Raw genomic sequence first — 16,733 nt, forward strand, 5'->3', positions numbered from 1 at the left:
GGTAAGATAAATAATGACTGATTTTTCAATAATAAAAGAGCTATATCACATTACAGAACCTAAAGGTTTTACTAGTGATGAGATTCAAATAGTTAAAGATATTTTTGGCAAACTTCCACAGGTATTTGTTGATTATTATACTGAATTGGGCAAAATTGAAAACTTAAATCATACACAAGATTTACTAATTGTACCGGAACGTTTTCAGTATTATAAACAAATTGATCATTTGATATTTTATTCTGAAAATCAGAGAGCTTGCGTTTGGGGAATCCATAAAAATGATTTGTCAAAAGCTAATCCGCCCGTTTACATAAGTGAAGATGGAAAGGAATGGAAATTGGAGACGGACACATTAACTGAGTTTTTTACTGCAATGGCTTTTCTTCAGGCAGGTTATGCATTGGAATATCCTTGTAATACATTTTACGAATTAGAACCACATGAATTAAAGTTTACTGCTGAAAATTTTCAAAATAAAGGATTCTCTTTTAAGCAATGGCTTGGCGGAATAAGTTTTTATGGTAATTACAAGGACGATGTAATTATAATCATAGAGGACAATCAATTATTTTATGCCGCCAATACAAAAGAACATTTTGCCGAAATGGATAATGTTTTGTCTGAACTTGGAAGAGAGCTTTAAAAATTCTGGTAAAAAGCTGTTTTTATTGTATCAGAACAAGTAAGTCACTTAAAGACGCACAAATGCCATAAAGGAATAAAGCATATTATAAAAATTCATTTTCAGTAGAATATCTATGTCTTTGGTCTGCCATTTTCTATAGTATTAAACGTTGTGAAATATAGTATTTTACTAATTCATTTTCTAAAATCTTCAACAAAAGTTAAATAGTTAGAGTAGCGAATTTTCCTCTTAAAATATTTCAGAAAATACTTTACATTTACTACAATATAATTGGCATTTGGCTAGTTATGGTTTTAATAGTAAAATGTTAAAACGTTCTGTCATTTCTTAAAATTCGTAACCCATTAACTCTAAATAAAAGTGAAAGCAAAAGGATTAGTTCTCGTGTTTTGTGTGTTTTTTATTTTTCAATCTTGCGGCAGAAAATCAGCAGCCGATTTCAATTCTGATTTTTCATTATTTAAAGAGTATATAGTCAGTTTCACGGGGGGAATAGTCTCGTCGGAATCTGATATTCGGGTGGTTTTGGCTTTCGATAAAAAAGATTGGAAAGCCGGTCAGGTTTTAGACAACGATTTGTTTGATATTTCTCCAAGTGTCGACGGAAAAGTGGTGGCGCTTTCTCCTAACACCATTGCTTTTATCCCGGAAAAAAAGCTGAAACCGGGAACAGAATATCAGGTTACTTTAAACTTAGATAAAATCATCACACTTCCAAAAGAGAAAGAAAAAGAGCTCTCTGATTTCAATTTTACAGTCAAAACCATCAAGCAGGATTTTACCATAAATACGGCTGATATTCAATCGTACAGTAAAGAATACCAATACCTGAACTGTGTTCTTAAAACAGCAGACAATATTGATGTTGAAACTGCTAAAAAGTTGGTTGAGGCCAAGCAAAAAGGGAATAATCTTAAAATTAAATTTGATGCAAAATCGGGTTCTGCAAAAGAATTCAATTTTATAATTGACAGTATTCAGCGTTATTCTGAAGCCACAAATCTGGAGATTATTTATGACGGAAGCGATTTTGATATTGACCAGAAAGGACAAATTGATGTTCCGATTACGAATATAAACGAATTTAAAATTGTCAAAGTTGAAGTTCCTGATGGAAGCAATCAATCCGTTTTAATTAACTTTTCTGAGCCTTTAGAAAAAGGACAGGATTTTGCAGGACTAGTGTCAATTCAGAATACTAATAATCTGAAATTCTCCACTCAGGGGAATTTGCTAAAAGTATATTTCAACAATGAAAAAGCACCAGTTCAAAAAGAAGTTGAGGTTTCAGTACCAGTAGAAGAAACTGCGGTTTCGTTAGTAGATTCGGCTGCAGTTGTAGTTGATAGTGCTGCGGCGGTTGTAGACGATGCAGTTGAAGTGGTTCAGGAAGAAGAACCACAGTCTGAACCCGAACAAATTTTGGCCGGAGATTTATTGATTGAAGTTTTTCAGGGAATCGAAAGTCAGTACGGCAAAAAAATGGACTCGAATTACACCGAGAAAATCTCTTTTGACCAAATCAAACCAAGTATTAAATTTATTAAAAATGGAACTATTTTACCAAGTTCCAATAATTTAAAACTGAATTTCGAAGCCGTAAACTTAAGTGCGGTTGATGTAAAAGTCTATAAAATTTACAAGAATAATATACTGCAATTTCTTCAATACAATGAATTAAACGGAGCTCAAAATCTCAAGAAAGTAGCTCAGCCCATTGCAAAAACAACACTGAATTTAATTGAAAGTAAACTGATAAATCCGGCTAAGTGGAACACTTTTGCTTTGGATTTATCTAAAATCATCACACCGGAACCCGGCGCCATTTACAGAGTAGAATTTGTCTACAAAAAGAAATATTCTCTATACAAATGCGAAACTTCAGAGGCTGATCAAAATGAAGAAGAGGAAGAAGAAGTCGATGAAAATGATGTGAACTATAGCGAGAACTCTTACGATGATTACTATTATGACGATTACGAATGGAGAGAAAGTCAGGATCCTTGTACCAGCTCTTATTATTACAATGCTAAGATTGCCACTAACATTTTAGCGACAGATTTAGGGGTAATTGCAAAAAGAGGCGAGAATAAATCGTATGTATTCGCTGTAAACAATATTGTAACAACAGAACCAGTTTCAAATGCAAGAGTGGATTTATATACCTATCAGCAGCAAAAAATAGCAACTGCGACTACTAGCAGCGAAGGAATTGCTTCTTTTCAGCTGAATAAATTTGCCTATTTTGCTATCGTTTCCTTAGGAAATCAATCGACTTATGTGAAGCTGGATGATGGACTTTCGTTGTCTGTGAGTAATTTTGATGTTGCGGGAGAAACTCTTCAAAAAGGTCTAAAAGGCTTTATTTATGGGGAACGTGGCGTATGGCGTCCGGGTGATAATCTGTATTTGTCTTTCATCTTGAATGACGCATCAAATAAACTTCCGAAATCACATCCAATCAAATTTAGATTGAATGATCCGAATGGTAAAACCGTTTATCAGACCGTTCAGAAAACAAATGAACTGAATCACTATGCTTTTACCGTTCCAACAAGCCAGGACGCACCAACAGGAAACTGGGAAGCAATGGTAAGCGTTGGTGGCGCTAAATTTTATAAGAGCATTAAAATTGAAACGATTAAACCCAATCGTTTAAAAATCAAAAATACATTTACCAGAAAAACACTTTCATCATCTTATCCAAATACTGATAATCTAGAGGTAACCTGGCTTCATGGTGCTATTGCTAAAAATCTGAATGTAGAAATGCAGGCGAAATTTTCCCAGCAAACAACTACTTTTAAAGGGTATGAGAAATTTAGTTTTGATGATTTAGTACGTCAATTCAGCACAGAAGAAATTAATGTTTTCTCCGGAAAATTAAATGAAAGCGGAAAGGCTTCAGTAAATATTCAGCCAAAATTACAAGGTCAGGCCCCGGGAATGCTTCGTGCTTCGTTCATCACAAAAGTGTATGAAGAAGGTGGAGATTTTAGCACCGACGTCATTTCAACGACTTATTCTCCATATAAAACCTATGTCGGAATTAAATCGCCGGAACCTAACAAATACGGCATGCTGGAAACCAGAACCAACAATCGTTTTGATATAGTAACGGTTGATGAAAATGGAAGACCAAAAGCGGTAAGAAACCTTGAAGTAAAAGTATATAAAGTAGAATGGCGCTGGTGGTGGGACGCTTCGAGTGATAATTTATCAAATTATAATTCTTCGAATGCGACAACTTCATATAAAACATTTGTAATCAATACCGATTCTAGCGGAAAAGGCACGGTTCAGTTTTCTTTAACCGATGAAGAATGGGGACGTTATTTGATTCGTGTTTCAGATAATGCAGACGGTCATGCAACAGCTTTAACGGTTAATATTGACTGGCCAATTTGGTCTGGAAAAACGCGTAACAGAGATGCTTCAACAGCCAATATGTTGGTTTTTTCGACAGATAAGAAAAACTATGCTGTTGGAGAAAAAGCACAGATTTCTTTTCCTTCAAGTGAAGGCGGAAGAGCTTTGATTTCTATCGAAAACGGATCAAAAGTGGTACAGACTATTTGGGCAAAAACACAAAAAGGAGAAACTAAAGTTGAGGTTCCGATAACTTCGGCAATGGCTCCAAATGTCTATTTTAATATTACCTTATTACAGCCTCATGCGTCAACTAAAAATGACTCGCCAATTCGTATGTACGGAATTGTTCCGATTGAAGTGGTGGATAAAAACACCATTTTGGCACCAACATTATCAATGCCGGATGTATTAAAACCAGAACAGACCTTTACGGTAAAAGTGGGAGAAAAAACCGGAAAAGAAATGACTTATACCATTGCGGTTGTTGATGAAGGTTTATTGGATTTAACCCGATTTAAAACACCAAATGCATGGGATAGTTTTTACGTTCGTGAAGCTTTGGGTGTTAAGACCTGGGATATTTACGATGATGTAATTGGAGCGTATGGCGGAAAAATAAATCAGATTTTCAGTATTGGTGGAGATCAGGATTTAGGCGGTGGAAAAGCTAAGAAAGCAAATCGTTTTAAACCTGTGGTACTTTATTATGGTCCGTTTAAATTAGAAAAAGGACAAACGAAATCACACCAATTAAAATTACCAAAATATATTGGTTCAGTTCGAACTATGGTGGTTGCGGGAGATGCGAATACTAGTGCTTACGGAAGTGTCGAAAAAGCAACTCCCGTAAAAAGCCCGTTGATGGTTTTGGCTTCGTTACCACGAAAAATTTCGCCTTCAGAAAAAGTAACGATTCCGGTTACGGTTTTTGCAACGGAGAATAATATCAAAAATGTTTCGATTCAGATTAAAACGAGCAATGGTTTAAAAGTAATGGGAAGCGCAACACAATCCTTGACTTTTGCTTCGCCTGACGAAAAAATGGCATATTTTAATTTGGTTGTAGGTTCTACGACAGGAATTGCCAAAGTTCAGGTTGTTGCGACTTCAGGAAAAGAGAAATCGGTTTACGATGTCGAAATCGATATGACAAATCCAAATCCGGTTACGAATACTTTTACGGATGTAATTCTGCCTCCAAACAGTACCAAAACGATTTCATGGAAAACTTTTGGAGTTTCAGGAAGCAATAAAGCAAGATTGGAAGTTTCGTCAATGCCAACGATGAATTTGAATGGAAGATTACAATATCTTATTCAATATCCTCATGGCTGTGTGGAACAAACAACTTCTTCTGTCTTTCCACAATTGTATTTAAATGACGTTGTCGATTTAGATGCAACGAGAAAAGGAATTATCCAAAAGAATATTACAGCCGGAATTACGAGATTAGGAAGTTTTCAATTATCAAATGGAGGTGTGGCTTACTGGCAAGGAAATACAATTGCAGATGATTGGGGAACTTCATATGCCGGACATTTCCTGATTGAAGCAGAGAAAAAAGGTTACGTTTTACCAATTAATTTCAAATCAAAATGGATTTCCTATCAACAACGCGAAGCGAAACAATGGCGTTTTGAAGCGAAATACGGAAATGATTTGGCTCAGGCGTACAGATTATACACGTTGGCTTTAGCTGGAAATGCCGATTTATCTTCAATGAACAGATTAAGAGAAACTAAAGGAATTTCAAACGAAAGTAAACTGCGTTTGGCTGCAGCATATGTTTTGGCCGGACAAAAATCGGCTGGACTGAACTTGTTTTTACATAGCAAAATTGAAGACGAATCTAGTAACTACAATTATTATTATTACGGTTCAAGCGAAAGAAACAGAGCAATGGCTTTGGAAACAATGTTACTGTTAGGACAAAAACAAAAAGCATTTGATATGGCTTCAAAATTAGCTAAACAAATGTCAAATAATCAATGGATGAGTACGCAGACAACGGCTTATTGTTTATATGCTATGTCGAAATTTGCTGTAAGTAACGGTCCAAAAGGAATCAATATTCAGTTTAGCAAAAATGGAAAAGGCGAGACGATAAATACTCAAAAAACAATCGCAGACAGAAGTTTGGTTGCTCAAACGGGGGCTAATAGCATAACACTGAAAAACATTAAAAATAATACGGTTTACGTTCGTGTTTTGAATACTGGAATATTGCCAATCGGACAAGAGAAAGCAATTGCGAGTGATGTTTCGGCTTCTATTGTTTTCAAAAACAGAAAAGGAAGTGTTATTAATGTTTCTAAAATTAGTCAGGGAACTGAATTTATCGCTGAAGTGACGATTAGAAATCAAAGAAATGAACACGTTGAAAATGTAGCATTGTCGCAAATTCTGCCTTCAGGATTCGAAATTGTAAATACTCGTTTTACCGATTACGGAGACGCAACAAACAATATTGCTGATTGTATTGATATTCGAGATGACCGAACTAATTTCTATTTTGGAATGAAAGCCGGAGAAACAAAAGTATTCCGAATTTTGTTGAACGCTTCTTATCTTGGAAATTATTATTTGCCTGGATTGCAATGTGAGGCTATGTATGATAATACTTTCTTAGCCAGAACAAAAGGATTTTGGGTTGAGGTTGTGAAGTAATGTTTTGAATATTTTCGTATCCTAACAGGTTTCCAAAACCTGTTAGGTATTTATATTGAAGATTAAGGGTCTAAGAAAGATACCTAACAGGTTTTTGAAACCTGTTAGGATAATTAAAGTGGAAAATAAAAAATTAAGAAAATTATAAAAGTTGAAGAAGGATATTTTTGAAGAAGGACAATATTATCATATCTATAATAGAGGAAATAACAAAGAGAATATTTTTATTGAAGAGAAGAATTACAGTTATTTTCTAGAAAAATTAAAGAAATATATTGTGCCAGTTGCAGATATTTATGCCTATTGTTTACTTAAGAATCATTTTCATATAGTTTTACGAATTAAGGATAGAAAAGATATACCGGAAAAATTTAAAGAAAAAATTCATTTACCATTTTCGAATTTGTTTAATGCCTATTCTAAAAGTATCAATAAAGCATATAATAGAACTGGGAGCCTATTTCAAGAACATCTGCAACGCAATAGAATTGAAAATGAAAATTATTTAAAGCAATTAATCATTTATGTTCATTTGAATCCGATTAAGCATAAATTTACTGAACACTTCGAGAATTATTTACATTCATCGTATCGTTCCTATTTGTCAGATAAACAAAGTAGTATTGATAGACAATTTATTCTTGACTTATTTGATGATGTAGGAAATTTTAAGTTTTGTCATGATGAAAGAAGGATTGTTTATGAAGGAGTGCTTAATGATGTTAGTTTAAGTGATGGATAGGACAACTATTACTCTCCTAACAGGTTTCCAAAACCTGTTAGGTATTATATTGAGAGGAAGTTGATTTCCTTATAGTTGTATTAAAAAGATACCTAACAGGTTTTGGAAACCTGTTAGGATACTAAAAACTTTCGAATTACTTTGAAAAATAAATTAATAGCGTTCTCACAACGCATTATAAATTGGATAAAAAAGAATAAAATAAAATCGGCAATTGCATTTATGCTCTTGCTGATTTATTATTTTTCTATACCGCGAACATTATTTCAAGAACCTTATTCTACGGTAATTGAAAGTAAAGAAGGAGAATTGCTTGGCGCGAAAATCGCCGATGACGGACAATGGCGATTTCCTTCGCAAGACAGCGTACCAGATAAATTCAAAAAATGTATTGTCTATTTTGAAGATGAATACTTCTACAAACATCCCGGATTTAATCCCGTTGCGATGGTAAATGCTATTAAGCAAAATAAAAAGGCTGGAAAAGTTGTCCGAGGTGGAAGTACATTAACACAGCAGGTTATTCGTTTATCCCGAAAAGGAAAAGGAAGAACCTATTTTGAAAAATTAATCGAAATTATTCTTGCGACGCGATTAGAATTAGGATATTCTAAAAATGAAATTTTGGAAATGTATGCGGCTCATGCGCCATTTGGTGGGAATGTTGTGGGCTTAGAAATGGCTTCCTGGCGTTATTTTGGAGTACAATCGAATCAATTGTCATGGGCGGAGAATGCAACTTTAGCCGTTTTGCCCAATGCTCCAAGTTTAATTTATCCCGGGAAAAATCAAATAAAACTATTGAATAAACGTAACCGGCTTTTGTTGAAATTACATCAGGAAGGTATTATTGATAAACAGACTTACGAATTGTCAATAGAAGAACCATTACCACAAAAACCTTATGATTTACCTCAAATTGCTCCTCATTTATTGCAGCGCGTGGCTAAGAATGAAGAAGGAACTCGCGTAAAAACTACGATTGATTATACTCTACAGAATAGAGTCAATCAAATTGCGAAGTATTATTACAATCAGTATAGACAGAATGAAGTAAATAATCTGGCGATTTTAGTAATTGATGTTTCGAACAGAAACGTTATGAGTTATGTTGGAAATGCTCCAACAGATAAAGAACATCAAAAAGATGTCGATATTATTGATGCACCAAGAAGTACCGGAAGTATTCTAAAACCGCTTTTATACGCCGGAATGCTGGACGACGGCGAATTGCTACCGAATACTTTAGTGGCTGATGTACCTACTCAAATTGCGGGTTACACCCCGCAAAATTTTAATCTCACATTTGACGGAGCGGTGCCGGCGCATCGCGCATTGTCGCGATCACTGAATATTCCGGCCGTTTTGATGCTTCAGGATTTTGGTGTAAATAAGTTTTATGAAGAATTGCAAAAATTCAAATTAAGAGATATTAATAAAACACCAGATCATTACGGATTGTCGCTTATTTTGGGTGGTGCCGAAAGTAATTTATGGGATTTATGCCGAACATATGCAGGATTATCGTCCACAGTTAATTATTATACTAAAAATCAGGCAAAGTATCGAACTAAGGAATTTGTAGAATTAAATTATAAAAATGATTTTGAACCCGATTTTGGATCTGAAACGGATCAGAAGAATATAATTGGAGCGGGAGCAATTTGGCTAACTTATAACGCAATGGAAGAAGTGAACCGACCAGAAGGAGACGAAGCCTGGAAGTTTTATGACAGTTCATTAAAAATTGCCTGGAAAACGGGAACCAGTTTTGGAAATAGAGATGCCTGGGCAATTGGTACCAATTCAAAATATGTAGTTGGAATATGGGTTGGAAATGCTACTGGAGAAGGAAGACCAACTTTAACCGGAGTAACTAGCGCGGCACCTATTTTATTTGATGTTTTTAATTTATTGCCGAGACAAAAGTGGTTCGCAACGCCTTATAAGGATTTAGAAGAAGTTGAGGTTTGCCGTTTAAGTGGTTATCTGGCGAAAGAAGATTGTCCAAAAATCAAACAGTGGGTTTCTAAAAAAGGAAAATCTACGGCAGTTTGTCCGTATCATAAAAAGGTTCATTTAGATAAATCGGAGCAATTCCAGGTCAATAGCAGTTGTGAAAGCGTTGATAATATTGTGACTAAAAGCTGGTTTGTTTTGCCTCCGGTTATGGCGTGGTATTACAAAAGTCAGCATATTGAATATTTGCCTTTGCCGCCATTTAAGGAAGATTGTCAGGGAACGCAAACCACCACAATGGATTTTATTTATCCGAAAACGAATAGTAAAATTTATTTAACGAAGAATTTTAATAGCGAAGTACAGCCTGTAATTTTGAAAGTTGCTTATTCAGAAAGAGATAAAGAACTTTTTTGGTATGTTGATGATGTTTATAAAGCGACCACCAAAACGTTTCATGAATTGCCAATTACGCCAACTTCGGGAACTCATTATATTACGGTTGTGGATGCTTTTGGAAATGAAATTAGAAGAAAAATTGAAATTGTGAGGGAATAATAGTCTTATGAAAATGAGTTCCCTAGCCCTGATGGGAGGGAAAATCCTTTTGTGCTGGGGTTCGGCACAAAAGATTGGAAGGACAGCAGGAAATAGCTCCTGAAAAAAAAGACATAAAAAAACCGCCAATCTTTCGAGAGGCGGTTTTTATTTTATTCTGAAATAACATTTCCTTTTTTATCATAGAAATGGTATTCTAAGTACGTGTAAGCGTCACGAGGTATGATTTTCACCCATTTCTTATGTTCAAAAAACCATTTTGAACGTAAGGATGGAAAACCTTTACTGAGGTAAGCAGCCACAAACGGATGTACATTAAGCACAACGTCTTTGCGGATTTTTAAAATTCTGTCCAGATCAGATGCGATTTTATCAATGATTAAAATTGGCGCTTCAATTTCGCCATGCTCATTGTTTGGATCTTCTTCTCTGGTTTTAATATTAACTTCTGGTCTTACGCGTTGTCTGGTAATTTGAACTAAACCAAATTTACTAGGCGGTAAGATTTTATGTTTTGCTTTATCGTCGCTCATTTCTTCTCGCAAGAAGTCGAACAAGACTTTCCTGTTTTCAGGATTAGACATATCGATAAAATCAACTACGATTATTCCGCCCATATCACGCAAACGAAGTTGTCTGGCAATTTCAGCGGCAGCAATCATATTTACTTCCATGGCAGTATCTTCCTGGTTGGTCGCCTTATTTGAACGATTTCCGCTATTTACGTCTATAACGTGAAGAGCTTCAGTATGTTCAATAATAAGATACGCGCCTTTACTCATGGAAACGGTACGTCCAAATGAAGTTTTGATTTGTCTCTCTATATTGTATTTCTCGAAAATTGGAGTGTCGTTTGATTGATAAAACTTTACAATCGATTGTTTTGAAGGTGCAATTTCTTGCAGATATTCCTTCGTTTGATGGTACAACTCTTCGTCATCTATCTGAATACCGCTGAAGGTATCATTAAATACATCTCTTAATATCGAAGAAGCTCTGTTAAGCTCTCCTAATACTTTTGATGGATGATGAGCAGTTGGTAATTTTTTACACATTGCAGTCCATCTGCCAAGCAGGTTCTGCAAATCTTTTTCTAATTCGGCTACGTTTTTGCCTTCGGCTACTGTGCGAACAATAACACCAAATCCTTTAGGTTTGATCGATAGAACAAGTTTTTTTAGACGATCCTTTTCTTTTTTGTCTTCTATTTTTTGAGAAATAGAAACGCGGTCAGAAAATGGAACGAGAACAATAAATCTTCCTGCCAATGAAAGCTCAGCGCTTATCCTTGGACCTTTGGTCGATATAGGTTCTTTAACAACTTGAACTAAAACAGATTGATTGGCACTTAAAATATCAGTAATGATGCCATCTTTGTCAATCTCTTTTTCAAACTGAAAGGTTTTTAGGGAGAAATCTTTTATTTTACCTGCGCTTACAAGTTTTATGAATTTCAGTTGGGAAGCTAAGTTAGGTCCTAAATCGTGATAATGTAAAAAGGCATCTTTTTCGAAGCCTACATTTACAAAAGCAGCATTAAGTCCGGCAACTGGTTTTCGTATTTTGGCAATAAAAATATCACCAACCTGAAAGTTGCTTTTCTCTTCTTCTTTATGTAATTCAATTAGTTTTCCATCTTTTAATAAGGCAAAATCTACGGCTTCAGAACTAGATCTAATGATTAATTCTTTATTCACACTGTAAATTTTTATCTGTTTTTTCAGAAAATAGAAAAAAGAGAGAAGAGTATAGATTCAAAAAAATCTAAAATCTTAAGTCTAAAGTCTAAAATCTTATCTACAGATGGATTAAACAATATTTTTAACAGGTATTGAACCCGGGGAAAATCAGCAGGCAGTTTGCAGTTGTAAGTAATCAGTAAACTGAATACTAAAATCTGATGACTAAACACTAATTCTCAATTTCAATGAACGTTTAAAAAGAAAAAAGTAGTTTAAAACTACTTTTTCTTTTTGTGACGGTTAGCTCTCGCTCTTTTTTTACGTTTGTGAGTAGCTACCTTATGTCTCTTTCTTTTTTTACCACTTGGCATATCGTGTCGATTTTATGATTAATTAATAGTATTATTTTGCTTCGTTGTTTGTTTTAACTCCTTCTACAAATACTTTTGCAGGTTTAAACGCAGGAATGTTGTGTGCAGGAATTTTAATAGTTGTGTTTTTTGAAATGTTTCTTCCTGTCTTTTCAGCTCTAGTTTTTACGATAAAACTTCCAAAACCTCTTAGGTAAACATTGTCTCCAGTTTCTAGTGAAGTTTTAACTTCTTCCATAAAAGTTTCTACTGTTGCTTGAACATCTCCTTTTTCAAGACCTAGTTTCTCTGAAATTTTCGCTACGATATCTGCTTTCGTCATTTTCTTTCCTATTTTATTTTATAAATGATGTACTATTTTTTTGAGTTTGCAAATATAGGAATTAAAAAAATAATTAATCAAGCTAATTCGTTAAATTTTAATTACATAAACATTTACTTTTGTTTTCTAAGTATTTTACAATGGATTTTCATAACATATTGATAAGTTGGTATTTACAGAACAAGCGTGATTTGCCATGGCGAAAAACGACGGATCCTTACCTAATTTGGCTCTCAGAAATTATGCTTCAGCAAACGCGAGTTGCTCAGGGAATGCCTTATTTTTTCAATTTTACGCAAGAATTTCCTACAGTGTTTGATTTGGCAAATGCGTCAGAAGAACAGGTTTTGAAACTTTGGCAGGGATTAGGATACTATTCTCGTGCCCGAAATCTGCATAAAACGGCTCAATATGTGGCAAATGAACTAAATGGAGTTTTTCCGGAAAACTATGAAGCGTTATTAAAATTGAAAGGTGTTGGTGAATATACCGCTGCTGCGATTGCTTCTTTTTCATATAATGAAGCGGTTCCGGTTGTTGATGGAAATGTTTTTAGAGTGCTTTCGAGATATTTTGATATTGAATCGGATATTGGCTTGCCGGCAACCAAAAAAGAGTTTACTGCACTGGCTTATGAAATAATGCCAAAAGATAGCCCGGCAATCTTTAATCAGGCGATAATGGAGTTTGGTGCTTTGCAATGTGTTCCTAAAAGTCCAAATTGTATGATTTGTATTTTTAACGAAAGTTGTGCGGCTTTGCAAAAAAAGAAAGTAGATGCTTTGCCAGTGAAATCAAAAAAGGTAAAAGTCACAAATCGTTTCTTTAATTATTTGGTTTTAGAAGATGCTTTAGGGAATACTTTAATTCAAAAAAGGACTTCAAAAGGAATTTGGCATAATTTATATGAATTTCCTCTTTTAGAAACAGACGAAATTGTTGGTTTTGATTTTGTCTCAAAAGCGGTACAGTTTGATGTTTTTTCTTCCTATACTATAATAGGTATAGAGGAATGTGCGGAAACAATTGTAATTCATAAACTTTCACATCAACATCTTCATATTCAGTTCTGGAAAGTTAAAATTAAAGAAAAAATAGTGAACGGTGTGAATACCAGTGATTTAAAAACTTTTCCTTTTCCAATTGTGATTTATAATTTTATAGAAAAGCAGGAAATAATTTGCTAAAAAAATGTATCTTTGGGATAAATACCACTAAAAACTATGAACGGAACTTTAAATAAGGTGATGCTGATTGGCCATTTGGGCGATGATGTGAAAATGCATTATTTTGATGGAGGAAACTGCATCGGTCGTTTTCAGTTGGCTACAAATGAAGTATATATCAATAAAACGACCAACGAAAAAATAACTTCTACAGAATGGCATAATTTAGTTGTGCGCAATAAAGCCGCCGAAATCTGTGAGAAATATTTATCTAAAGGCGATAAAATATATGTTGAAGGACGTATAAAATCCCGTCAATGGCAAGCCGAAGATGGTACTACAAAATATACAACCGAAATTCAGGTTACTGAGTTTACTTTCTTGACTACCAAAAAAGAGACAGGAAATCATAAGCCACATCAAGATCAGGAATCCGCAAAAAATACTAACTTTGATGCGTCGAACGAAAGCTTGCCTATAAACGACTTGCCTTTCTGATTGTTTAACTAATCTTTTTTAATTTGGACCCAGAGCCCAGTTTATTTTTTACTACAACTTTAGACATCAATTTAATTATTGGTTTTGTCGGAATATTTATTTTGCTGTTTCTGTCGGCAATTGTTTCAGGTGCCGAAGTAGCACTTTTTTCTTTATCTCAAAAAGATATTGATGAGACTTTACAAGAGAATCTTCCAAAAGGGAAAATCATTTCTAATCTTTTGGATAAGCCCAAAAAACTTTTAGCTACCTTATTAGTCGCCAATAACTTTTTAAACATTGGTGTTGTGATTCTGTTCTCCTTTATCGGACAAAATATATTTGACAATATTACTTCACCGGTTTTAAAATTTATTCTTGAAGTTATTCTTGTTACATTTTTGATTTTATTTTTTGCTGAAGTTTTACCAAAAGTTTACGCGAGCCGAAACAATATAAAATTCGCTAAATGGGTGGCCTATCCAATTTCTTTTTTAGATAAATTACTATCTCCAATTAGCTTGCCGATGCGTAGCGTTACGTTATATTTGCAGCATAAATTAGGGAAGCAGAAAAACAGTTTTTCAATAAATCAGCTTTCTCAGGCTCTTGAACTTACAGATTCTGAAGGGACATCAAAAGATGAACAAAAAATATTAGAGGGAATTGTTTCCTTTGGAAATACAGATACAAAACAAGTTATGAGTCCGAGGATTGATATTTTTGGTTTGGAAATATCAGAATCATTTGAAGCTATTTATCCGAAGATAATCGAAAAAGGATTTTCGAGAATTCCTGTTTATCGCGACAATATCGATCAGATCGAAGGCGTTTTGTTTGTTAAAGATTTATTGCCGCATATTGACAAAAAAGAATTTGACTGGACGACTTTAATGAGAGAAGCTTTTTTTGTTCCTGAGAATAAAAAACTCGATAATTTATTAAAGGATTTTCAGAGCCTTAAAAGCCATTTGGCGATTGTGGTTGATGAATACGGCGGAACATCAGGATTAGTTTCTTTAGAAGATGTTATTGAGGAAATAGTGGGGGATATAAGTGATGAGTTTGATGATGAGAATTTGAACTTTTCACAAATTGATGAAAAGAATTTCCTTTTTGAAGGAAAAATTAACATGAAAGATTTTTACAGAATTGTTGATGTTAATGAAGATGTTTTTGAATCACATAAAGGCGAAGCTGAAACATTAGCTGGTTTTATTTTAGAAATTCTGGGTAACTTCCCTAAAAAAGAACAAAAAATAGCTTTTGAAAACTGTCTGTTTACAATAGAAACGGTTGACAAGAAGCGCATAAAACAAATAAAAGTAACAATAGAATAAAATGTTTAAAAGAATAATTTTAATAACAACCATTTTGCTGACATTAACAGTTGTAAGCTGTAAAGACGATGTGTTGCCTAAACCGGCGAGTTTTTTGCGTTTAGATTATCCGGAAGCAACTTATGCACAGTTTGAAAACAATTGCCCTTTTTCTTTTGAAATGAATGAAGCGGCTATTATAAAGGCTGAAAAAAATTGTGGTTTTGCCATTACATATCCAAAAATGAAAGCCACTATTTACCTGACCTATAAACCGGTAAATGGTGATATCGAAAAATTACTGAAAGATGCTCAGAAGCTAACTTATGAGCATGTTATTAAAGCAGATGATATTTTAGAACAACCGTATTTAAATCCGCATAAAAAGGTTTACGGGATGTTTTATCAGGTTGATGGAAACGCTGCAACAAACTCGCAATTTTATGTGACGGATAGTACAAAACACTTTATAACAGGATCGGTTTATTTTTATGCTAAACCTAATTTTGATTCGGTTATGCCAGCTGCGAGTTATATTAAAAATGATATGCAGCGATTGATGGAGACACTAAAGTGGAAATAAAAAAAAACATAAAAAAGGAGTTCAATTGAACTCCTTTTTTATGTTGTAAAGATTATCAAAAGAAAGACGGTTACTCCTAAGAAAATTACCCCTATCATGTGATTTCTTTCGCTATTAGCATTTTTTTTATTGTTATTCCCTTTAGGAGACCATATTTCTGAGAAGATAATAAAGTCATCTTCTTTGAAAAGAACCATGGTATTTAAATAAGTGAATCTTATGCATGCTCCAAGAAACTCAATGAGATATCGTCCTGCTATTATTTCTATTAAATCCATTATTCTTCATTTATTTTTTACGTCGCGCTTGTGTGGGTAAGTGCTTCTCAACAAATATAATTTAAAAAGGCGTTCAAATTTGAACGCCTTTTTAAATGTTGAATTTTTAATCCTTACGATTTAATATTTGAAACTTTATAAGTTTTTCCGTCTCCGGTTGCCTGTACAACTTTTGTTAAGTTTTTCTGGTTTTGAACCGTTTTGTCAAATACAACAGTAGCTGTTTTTTTATCAAAATCTACAGTAGCTTTTTCTACTCCGTCAAGATTTGTTAGTTCTTTTTCGATTGTTTTTGCACATCCCATTGCGCAAGTCATTCCTTCGATTTCGAAACTGGCAGTTTGTACATTTTCAGCAGCAATTGCTTTGTGTTTTTTTGGAGCTGTTTCTATGTCTTTGATATTCGCCAAATTTTTATCTTCTTCTTTTTTACAGCTTACCAATACTAAACCAGCGATTGCTAGTGTTGCTATTATTTTTGTGAATTTCATTCTATATAGATTTTAAATTTGTCAATAAGTTCATTGCAAAATTAATAAAATTCAAGAGGTTGGTTCGTAAAATTATTACAAATTTGCAGTAAAATAC

The 16,733-nt window shown here is 34.1% G+C and carries 11 protein-coding genes; 8 read left to right on the forward strand and 3 right to left on the reverse strand.

The genetic code is table 11. The features are described from left to right. The first annotated feature begins 13 nt into the window (after nucleotides 1–13). The 4 genes from IRZ99_RS17665 to pbpC all read left to right on the forward strand — a co-directional run bounded on the left by IRZ99_RS17665 (nucleotide 14) and on the right by pbpC (nucleotide 9,947). Nucleotides 14–646, forward strand: coding sequence for a hypothetical protein (locus tag IRZ99_RS17665; RefSeq protein WP_194658509.1), 633 nt, complete (start codon nucleotides 14–16; stop codon nucleotides 644–646). A 363-nt stretch (nucleotides 647–1,009) separates the two neighbouring features. After that, entirely contained in the window at nucleotides 1,010–6,688 is a 5,679-nt protein-coding gene (locus tag IRZ99_RS17670; RefSeq protein ID WP_194658510.1) for an MG2 domain-containing protein, read from the forward strand. A 151-nt stretch (nucleotides 6,689–6,839) separates the two neighbouring features. Further along, nucleotides 6,840–7,430 (forward strand): transposase, encoded by a 591-nt coding sequence (locus tag IRZ99_RS17675; RefSeq protein WP_194658511.1) that lies wholly within the window; start codon nucleotides 6,840–6,842, stop codon nucleotides 7,428–7,430. 141 nt (nucleotides 7,431–7,571) lie between these two features. Beyond that, nucleotides 7,572–9,947 (forward strand): penicillin-binding protein 1C, encoded by a 2,376-nt coding sequence (gene pbpC, locus IRZ99_RS17680; protein WP_194658512.1) that lies wholly within the window; start codon nucleotides 7,572–7,574, stop codon nucleotides 9,945–9,947. 152 nt (nucleotides 9,948–10,099) lie between these two features. On the opposite strand, the gene IRZ99_RS17685 is transcribed toward pbpC, so the two are convergent. Together IRZ99_RS17685 and IRZ99_RS17690 are read right to left on the reverse strand one after the other, a co-directional pair. Then, nucleotides 10,100–11,644 carry a ribonuclease E/G gene (locus IRZ99_RS17685; protein ID WP_026983818.1) on the reverse strand — a complete coding sequence of 515 codons (1,545 nt, stop codon included), beginning with the start codon at nucleotides 11,642–11,644 and terminating at the stop codon, nucleotides 10,100–10,102. Nucleotides 11,645–12,031: 387 nt separating this feature from the next. Further along, nucleotides 12,032–12,322 (reverse strand): HU family DNA-binding protein, encoded by a 291-nt coding sequence (locus IRZ99_RS17690; RefSeq protein WP_007805026.1) that lies wholly within the window; start codon nucleotides 12,320–12,322, stop codon nucleotides 12,032–12,034. A gap of 140 nt (nucleotides 12,323–12,462) precedes the next feature. On the opposite strand from IRZ99_RS17690, the gene mutY reads away from it, so the two are divergent. From mutY to gldD, 4 genes are read left to right on the forward strand one after another with little or no spacing between them, the layout of a single operon-like run. Then, on the forward strand, nucleotides 12,463–13,509 hold the full coding sequence (mutY, locus tag IRZ99_RS17695; protein ID WP_194658513.1) for an A/G-specific adenine glycosylase: 1,047 nt from the start codon (nucleotides 12,463–12,465) through the stop codon (nucleotides 13,507–13,509). Between the two features lie 36 nt (nucleotides 13,510–13,545). Beyond that, the gene (locus tag IRZ99_RS17700; protein ID WP_026983816.1) at nucleotides 13,546–13,986 is read left to right on the forward strand and encodes a single-stranded DNA-binding protein; all 441 of its coding nucleotides are present in this window, start codon (nucleotides 13,546–13,548) and stop codon (nucleotides 13,984–13,986) included. Nucleotides 13,987–14,009: 23 nt separating this feature from the next. After that, on the forward strand, nucleotides 14,010–15,305 hold the full coding sequence (locus IRZ99_RS17705) for a gliding motility-associated protein GldE (protein WP_194658514.1): 1,296 nt from the start codon (nucleotides 14,010–14,012) through the stop codon (nucleotides 15,303–15,305). A gap of 1 nt (nucleotide 15,306) precedes the next feature. After that, the gene (gene gldD, locus IRZ99_RS17710) at nucleotides 15,307–15,867 is read left to right on the forward strand and encodes a gliding motility lipoprotein GldD (protein WP_194658515.1); all 561 of its coding nucleotides are present in this window, start codon (nucleotides 15,307–15,309) and stop codon (nucleotides 15,865–15,867) included. A 391-nt stretch (nucleotides 15,868–16,258) separates the two neighbouring features. Here the strand turns inward: gldD and IRZ99_RS17715 are convergent, their stop codons facing one another. Next, complete coding sequence (locus tag IRZ99_RS17715; protein ID WP_194658516.1) at nucleotides 16,259–16,636, reverse strand: heavy-metal-associated domain-containing protein; 378 nt, start codon at nucleotides 16,634–16,636, stop codon at nucleotides 16,259–16,261. Between the last annotated feature and the right edge of the window lie 97 nt (nucleotides 16,637–16,733).

The sequence above is a fragment of the Flavobacterium sp. LC2016-12 genome, assembly GCF_015351595.1.
Lineage (GTDB): Bacteria > Bacteroidota > Bacteroidia > Flavobacteriales > Flavobacteriaceae > Flavobacterium.